Genomic DNA, 8,259 nt, shown 5'->3' with positions numbered 1-8,259 from the left:
CGAGTGAGGTGCATGAAAAAGCCAGCAGGGAGTACCTACTGGCTTCATAAAAAAAGCGTCAACCTATTTTAGGACTAGACACCCGGCATCACAAGCACGTAGTTAATTGGTTTGCTAAACACTTAATGGCTCCAAAAACTTTGTCCCGGGTAGTATTACAATATCTTTTTCACCCTTATCCTCAAACTCTATTGTTGCTCTCCAACCAGATTCACCTCCACAATTATTAACGGCAATAAGATTATTTATAATTCCCACGCCAAAAATTTTGTGACGAACCTTCGACCCGACTTGAAATTCCGAATCACTATTAAGGGTTAATTCGATCTGCGATACCCGCGATTTACCGGAATATTTGTCGAGCGCTATTTTTCTAGCTTCCTGGTGCGCCGAAATCTCGTCTTCAGCCTGTATTCCTAGTTCAATTTCTGATTCGACAGTTACTTTTACCTTATAGAATTTCATGGTGAACTTCCTTCATATTTGTTTCTTAGATATAGCACCCATTAAGTTCAATATGTCTAGTTTTAACGAAAATTTATGACGCGCTGCTCATGCCGGATGAGCACCGGAATTCGATGAACACTAGCCCTGGCTCGTATTGCTCGAACACCGTCACTCATCTGGAGTCGTACAAGGATTTGCAGTACTGCAATTCCTTGTACGATGTTGAAAGTGGTTTTGACCGGGTGCACATCAACATTTGATGCTGGGTATGTCTGCCCACTGGGTAGTATATTGCGGGGTTAGCAATTTTCTTCGCATAGCCCATTTTTGTTCAGTTCCCTGCGCTGCCACTTTTTGTATTTCAGAATTTCAAAGACTATTCGTGTATTGCTGAAAAGATTGGAGTTATTATAATTAACTATTTTCTGAGGAAAGTAATAAAATGAAATACTTGAGAGTCTTATGCTGCGTTCTGGCTCTATGTTTAGGGGTAACATCTTGCGCAAATACTCACTACATCAGTAATGATGAATGGGTATCAAGTGATATAACACAGAGAGTACTTAATGAACGTAGGAATGACTGCGCTTTAAATAGTGACCCAAGAGAAGCCAGTTGCATTTTGTGGGAAGGAGATTAAGTTGACCCTCTCCCTGAAAACTGAAGTAGTCTAAACGGGCGTTATTGACCAAATCAATGGAACCTTTCAGTTAACTTGCCTCTGGGAGTTTCGAGCACTGCACTATGACAGCAGCCTACGTAAGAAAAACTCCAGGTGATTTCAGTGGCACTGATTTTCCACCCGAGTTATTACGTCAACAAGGAATGGAGCAAAAGCGATTCGTGGATGGCTAGGATAACGCATACTTTGTCGTGAATACTGCATAAGATTAATCGACACCATGGTTCGGAGATGGAAGCTAATGTCCAAAAGCTTGCACGGTCGGCATCTCACATTGAGTTGCCGATTGTCGTTTTGGGATACCAGAGATTATCGATGGGTTGATTTAGGCCAGATCGCCCAAGTTGGTTTTGCCCCAAACCGAGTTAACGTAAATACTCATCGGCAGATCGCACCAGCATATTTGCCTTATTTCCTTATATCAAGCTTTCAGTCGGTGATGTTCGGAAACTCCCAATTTCTCCCGTTGCGCAACAAACTTTCTCTAAACTAGATATAGAATACCTATTCATTTACACCACACCAAAGCCATTGTCTTGGTAGATAGCTTCAAGTTTACAGGAACACTCGTTCCAATAGGACATCATAAGTAGTTTATTTACCCTAATATTTTACAAGGTGCCAACATGCCCCTCCCCCCACTGCGTATCGGAGTGATATTTTTCTTTTACCATAAGCACCAAGGGTTACATTTGGCAGCTTAAGTCACGAATAACTAATAAAACTTTGATATTTTTATGCTTAGGATGTATAAGGCTTGTTAAAAAAACATCTTAATAAAGAGTTGGCTGGATTCGAATATGCGTTACAATCATAGTGCTTATAGATTAATAATTTTAATTGTAGCTTTACTATTTAGCTCATTATTTACAGTTTCAGCAAGCGTCCATAACAGTAACATCTTACGTGAAGAAACGTTAGTTGTAGGCGTTATTAGCACTAACCCCAAAAAAGCCTTCAAACGAACGCAGCCCATTGCAGACTATTTAGCCAAAAACCTTCAGCAACATAAAATAACCAACGCGCTGGTCGTGGTAGCAAAAGACGTCCGTCAGATGACTCGCTGGATTAAAAATGGTCAGATAGACCTTGTTTCAGAAACTGTATTTGCGGCACATGATCTTGTTCAAAACGCAGGCGCACAACTGCTTGCAAGACGCTGGAAAAGTGGAGTGGCTGAATATTCATCTATTTTCTTTTCTAAATTAAATCATGACGTTGATTCGTTTGATGATTTGCGTAATAAAAATATAGCCTTTGAGGATCGAGGGTCAACAAGTGCTTATCTCATTCCTGCTGCAATTTTATTGGAGCAGGGGTATGAACTCTATGAAGTAACCTCCCCGCGAGAATTACCACCCGAAGGTAAAATTGGTTACTTTTTTTCGGATGAACTTTCGAAATCAGGAGGCGAAAAGAATATGATGAGCTGGGTTCAAAGAAGTATTGTCGCTGCGGCGGCTTTTAGCAACCTTGATTGGGAAAAAGAGATACCAGAACAGGTTCAGCGCCAACTTCAAATCATTTATACAAGCCAACCTATCCCCCGCTCACTGATGTTGGTACGCCCCAATATGCCAGCTGAGTTAAAACAAGACATCTTGATGCTATTGCTATCTGCTCATCAAAGTGAGCAAGGAAAGCAAGCCTTGACTGCCTACAAAAAAACGAAAAAGTTTGATGCGATCACTTCTGACATCGAACAAAGTATACACTGGGCTGGAGAGAGAAAGGCTTTAGTGGATAAGAATTTGATACGCTAGCTATAAGAACCATATACGATGAAGTTAAAAAGTAAATTAGTAATGGGGAATATGCTTATGGTCATTTTAACTATGGGCTTCCTGACCTTTTCACAGTTACTTATTTCTTCTTACTATGACGATGAGATTTTGGTTAAAACTTCAGACAATATATCAGAAAGATTTGTTGCGCACGCACGGAGCCAAGCGGAGCAAACGGTTTCTTATTTGTCCGAAGCGCTTTTAAATCCGATGTATTTTTACGATATTGAAACGATTCGTTCTCTGTTAGAACCTGCCTTGAAAATCGAATCGGTAATAGCAATAAAGGTATTTGACACTACTGGCCTGGTTATACACACTGGGAAGGAGCCAGATTATGACTACGGTATACCGCTAGATATGCCGTTAGTTGAAGAAGCCGTGCTAGAAAATAAACAGGCATTCTCCAAGGCTGGAAGTTCAGAATTAACTATTGCACGTCCTCTAACGATGAATAAGAAATTGCTAGGTGGCGTGGTTATGACATATTCACTTAAAGCAATTCAAAAAGATATAGAAGATAATAAATCTATTGTTAATGATATCAATCGTTTAAGCAGAAAATACAACACAACATTGACGGCTATAGTGACTATAGTTATGTGCTTGGTTAGCTTGTTCCTTTCGATTTTAATAGCAAGAACATTAGTTAACCCAATAACTAAGCTACTATGGCACTCAAGACGAATAAGTAAGGGGGAGTACCAAGTCTCCAATAATATTCATCGGAACGATGAGCTGGGTGAATTGGCAGCGGCATTCGATGAAATGAGTACAAGTCTTAAAGAACGTAGTGATGCAATTGAATTTCTTGCCTATAACGATCCGTTAACTGAGTTACCAAATCGCACTCAATTCATCAAGTTTCTCGATAGTCAGATTAACTCGACCAACGAGTCGGATGAGGCCCTCGCCGTGTTCTTTATCGATTTGGACGAATTTAAACGGATAAATGATAACCTTGGCCATCAAGCTGGCGATGAGCTTCTTTGTGAAGCGGCCAGCATACTACGTGGTATTAAAACTCAAACCAGCCATAAATTAAGTAAGCTTAATAGCTTAATAGCTAGAGCTGGTGGTGATGAGTTTTTAATCTGTTTATCTGGCGTTAGTAGCCTCGATCCTGTATCTAAATTTGCTTCAGAAATTGTTAATGTCTTTAAAAAACCGATATATCTTAGAGGTTCAGGCGAATTCGTTGTCGTAGGGGCAAGTGTAGGTATCGCTTTATATCCTGACTCAGGAAGCGCAGCTGAAGACTTAGTAAAGAATGCAGATATCGCGATGTATACCGCGAAGTCTAATGGGAAAGGAAACTTTTGCCAGTTCAACTATGAAATGGAACGACAAGTGTTGAGCAGAGGGCTTATGGAGCGAGAGCTTCGTTCGGCAATTATGGATTTCTCCCAATTTCAGCTTTTCTATCAACCAAAGTTAGACCTGATAACTGGTAACATAGTTGGAGTTGAAGCTTTGTTACGTTGGACGCATCCAAGTAAAGGAAGTATTTCACCCGCAAAGTTTATTCCTATTGCAGAAGCTACTGGCATTATTAATCCACTAGGTGAGTGGATTGTTCAGCAGGCATGTCGAGATATACAAAATTGGAATTCGCATGCGCTGCATCCTGATTTTCACGTTGCACTTAACCTCTCACCAAAGCAACTTTATGGTGGTAAGGTTTTCAACATACTTCGGCAACAGCTTAAAAGATATGACCTAGACGCTTCACGTTTACACGTTGAAGTTACCGAAACTGCCCTAATGTCAGACAAAAACAGTGCGAAGGAAACATTAGATAGCCTTCGAAATATAGGCATCGAGGTATGGCTCGATGATTTTGGTACAGGTTATTCTTCATTAGGCTATTTGCGTGAGTTCAATATTGATGGTTTGAAAATTGATCGCAGCTTTGTATCCGATATTGACAATGACTCAAATGATCGAACCCTATGCTCAGCGATAATATCTATGGCTCATCAGCTTGGTATCAAAGTTGTTGCTGAAGGTATCGAAACAACGACACAGTCATCATTCTTATCAGACGCGAAATGTGATTATGGGCAAGGCTATTTGTTCGCAAAGCCTATGCCCGCAGGAGATCTGGAGCAAAAATTGCGAGGGACGTCGTTACAAGAAACTCCAAATAATGAAATTTACATGAAAGAACTTGATTCTTATGCTAGTTCCTAAAATGGGGATTCATAAGCATTGAGATTAATAATATTTTTGGTTGTGTCGCAAAATTATGCCGAAGTACAAATGCACTGATTTCCAGATGCAATTAGGCTGCAAGCGCGTAGAACTCATCCCAAACAGATAAACCTTCAGGGTTGTCGAGCTGTCTGTTTTTAATCATCGACCNTAGGCTGCAAGCGCGTAGAACTCATCCCAAACAGATAAACCTTCAGGGTTGTCGAGCTGTCTGTTTTTAATCATCGACCACAGTTCTATTCCGGCTAATGTGGACTTTGCGCCTTCATCAGATTTCCAACCAAGTGCCTGGTTCATTTTCCCTTTCACTCTGCGGTGGCTTTGCTCGACAATATTGTTCAGGTATTTCACTTGAAGAACTTCAATGAGGTTGAACATCAGGCCATTCTGCCAAAGATCAATGTTGATATTGTGCAGTGCTAATGCATTGGAATGACTGCCATCTATAACCACTTTCTCTGGTAGCCCATGTTGGCCGGTTCTTGCTGCCTTTTCATCTCGCTTATCACGCAGTAGAAAATCAATCACATCACCATATTTATCAACGGCTCGGTAGTAATATTTCCACTGACCTTTGACGTTGATATAGGTTTCGTCCATCCGCCACGAGGAAGCCACCGGCTTCTTTATTCTGCGCGCTCGGTGCTCCAGTAATGGCGCATATTTGATGACCCACCGGTTCAATGTTGAGTGGTCAACAATGATGCCACGTTCTGTCAGTATCTCTTCAATTTCACGGTAGCTCAGCTTGTAGGAAAGATAGTAACGTACTGACTGCAGTATGATCTCGGAAGGAAAATGACGGCCGATGAATGTGATGGTCATGATGTTGGAAGTGATGAATGTTGATGAAGATCATAACCTACTACTTCCGTTTGCGACAAAACCCTCAATCTCAGCATTATCGAATGGAACTGAAGTTACTTGCCTCGGTTGGAGTTTTTTAGTGTTCTCAGCACGGTATTAAACCCAACTTTAAGCACCCTTGCCGTATCACGTAGCCCAGCGTTGTTCATGGCCATATCGACAATTTGTTCTTTCACTCCAGGATGATAGGCATTGCAGGTGTAATCAAGCTGGAATGCCTTTCGGCAATCAAGGCAGCGATAGCGTTGTGCTTTATTCGCTCCAGTCCCATGTTTTCGAACTGGTTTGGTCCGAGAACAGACAGTAACGGCAAGGGACTTCTAGTGTCGCCATAAGATCACCCGAGAACTCGACAAATAACTAAACTATAGTTAAAATCACCAAATTGGCATCATGACCGAATTTTTTGCAACAAAGCCTAACAGGCAGAGATTTTAAACGGGATAAACAACTGAATTGAGGTTGAAGAGCACTTTAACCTTTCTTGTTAAAATGCTCTGTCTTGATTATTTTGGGAGTGACGTTATTTCTATTATGTGTGGAGGTGATTTATAACCACGGATCCAACATCACTTTTCCAACCACTTTATGCTCTTCTACCAGTTTATGTGCCGATTGAACCTCACTTAATGGGAGGGTCGTTGCGATAGCTGGTGAAATTTTTCCATTTGCAAGCATCTCAAGGTAAACACGCTGATCATTTAAACGAGAGCCTCGAATGCCTAAGATGGTCATTTCTTTTGCGACCAAGTCCATAATTCCCCATGGAAGACCGCTTGAAGTGACATCCCCACCGACAGGGCATAAATTTCCACCTAAACGTAGAACGTCGTACGCCAATTGTTGCAACGTTGTGTTTCCTGTATATTCAATGGCATGCTCAACTCCTTGTTGGTGAGTAAACTCCATGATCTCATTTCGAGCTTGCTCAGGATTATTTGGATCTATCACAAGATCAGCTCCTTGTTCTAACAACACTTTACGTTTATCGGCATCACGGCTAGTTGTAATGACAGAAGCTCCAGCTAATTTTGCCCATTGTAAGGTCGCATAGCCCATACCGCCAGAAGCTCCAGTAACGAAGACATACTCACCCACTTTTACACTGCAACGATCCACAACAATACGATGGCTGGTTGGATATGACCAAGATCCTGCGGCCGCATCTTTATAACTAACACTGTCGGGGATTCGCATCCAATAGTTTTCAGGTCGAGCAATAAATTGCGCGTTCCCCCCTTTCATAGCATGGCCAGGATAATCTAGGCCCTCAGATAAGTTTCCTAACCCCCTAATAGCATTGATATCACCTGGTTTTTCTGGGTGAACTAAGCCTAGAACGCGATCACCAACAGAGAATTGAGATACTTGGCTTCCAATAGCAATAACTTCGCCAGCTGCTTCTCGCCCTGGTTGTTGCGGTAGAGGATAAGCTTTACGGCCGGGTAAACTTTTATCTTCAAATTTTTTTAATAAATCACCGTTGCGGTATTTTATATCCCAACCGGAGACTGCTGTTGACATTACTTTGACTAAAATATCGTGTTCTCCAAATTTTGGCATTGGGTGGTCACCATACTGAAGAACCTCGTAGCTTCCACATTCATTTATTCTAACAGCTTTCATTGTTTGCATATTTTAGGCCTTTTTGATTTATGTAATGGTCATGCATGGATTTTTGATACTTTTATTTATTAAAAGTTCACAAAAACTTTTAAAATAAATTATCAATTAACTTATTTTTTATAGAACGCCTTTGTCCATACAGGTTCAGGACAGGTAATAATAAGTAAGTTTTGTAAAATCAATAGATTGAACTATCAGCCAAGTAAAACAAATTGTAACTTTGGTTGTCCAAGGCTTATATCCTTAATGAACATTCTTTTTGTGAGGGATAATTCATTATTTTTGTTTTATATCATTCACAACCTTAATTTCACATGAATCGATAGTTAACTAAAAATTAAGGTGTGAAATATAAAATGAAGATTAAACGAAAGTTGTAATAAACCGATGGGACTTTATATGAAAACCAAAACATTAGTTTAACAAGAAAAATAAATCTGCTTCCACCGTTGCTATCCTTTCTACTTTAAATGATTCCAGTAGCTAGGTCCGGAACGATACCCCTCATTCTTGAGCACTAGCAATGGACGGTTTTGTCGCAAACTGAAGTCGTAGGTAATGATCTTCATCAACATTCATCACTTCCAACATCATGACCATCACATTCATCGGCCGTCATTTTCCTTCCGAGATCATACT

6 protein-coding genes and 1 pseudogene are annotated in these 8,259 nt (G+C 40.6%); 2 read left to right on the top strand and 5 right to left on the bottom strand.

Annotated elements, in window-relative coordinates; translation table 11 throughout:
* Positions 1–114: 114 nt before the first annotated feature.
* Together BIT28_RS15845 and BIT28_RS29335 are read right to left on the bottom strand one after the other, a co-directional pair.
* Positions 115–465 (bottom strand): hypothetical protein, encoded by a 351-nt coding sequence (locus BIT28_RS15845; RefSeq protein WP_075765434.1) that lies wholly within the window; start codon positions 463–465, stop codon positions 115–117.
* A 231-nt stretch (positions 466–696) separates the two neighbouring features.
* On the bottom strand, positions 697–798 hold the full coding sequence (locus tag BIT28_RS29335) for a DUF4113 domain-containing protein (RefSeq protein ID WP_425439639.1): 102 nt from the start codon (positions 796–798) through the stop codon (positions 697–699).
* A 1,131-nt stretch (positions 799–1,929) separates the two neighbouring features.
* On the opposite strand from BIT28_RS29335, the gene BIT28_RS15835 reads away from it, so the two are divergent.
* Positions 1,930–2,892 (top strand): phosphate/phosphite/phosphonate ABC transporter substrate-binding protein, encoded by a 963-nt coding sequence (locus BIT28_RS15835; RefSeq protein WP_075765432.1) that lies wholly within the window; start codon positions 1,930–1,932, stop codon positions 2,890–2,892.
* Between the two features lie 18 nt (positions 2,893–2,910).
* Entirely contained in the window at positions 2,911–5,106 is a 2,196-nt protein-coding gene (locus BIT28_RS15830; protein ID WP_075765429.1) for an EAL domain-containing protein, read from the top strand.
* Positions 5,107–5,278: 172 nt separating this feature from the next.
* Here BIT28_RS15830 and BIT28_RS15825 read toward each other — a convergent pair.
* The 3 genes and pseudogenes from BIT28_RS15825 to BIT28_RS15815 form a co-directional block, all read right to left on the bottom strand.
* On the bottom strand, positions 5,279–5,952 hold a 674-nt coding region (locus tag BIT28_RS15825; RefSeq protein ID WP_139310480.1), incomplete at its 3' end, for an IS6 family transposase.
* Positions 5,953–6,015: 63 nt separating this feature from the next.
* Positions 6,016–6,327: pseudogene (locus BIT28_RS29985) on the bottom strand (IS1-like element transposase); the annotation flags it as partial.
* Positions 6,328–6,543: 216 nt separating this feature from the next.
* Positions 6,544–7,629 (bottom strand): quinone oxidoreductase family protein, encoded by a 1,086-nt coding sequence (locus BIT28_RS15815; RefSeq protein ID WP_075765427.1) that lies wholly within the window; start codon positions 7,627–7,629, stop codon positions 6,544–6,546.
* Positions 7,630–8,259: the final 630 nt, after the last annotated feature.

The organism is Photobacterium proteolyticum (genome assembly GCF_001939735.1).
In the GTDB taxonomy this organism is placed as follows: domain Bacteria; phylum Pseudomonadota; class Gammaproteobacteria; order Enterobacterales; family Vibrionaceae; genus Photobacterium; species Photobacterium proteolyticum.
Note: the sequence above shows the minus strand (reverse complement) of the source record. Positions and strands in the feature narration are given on the sequence as shown.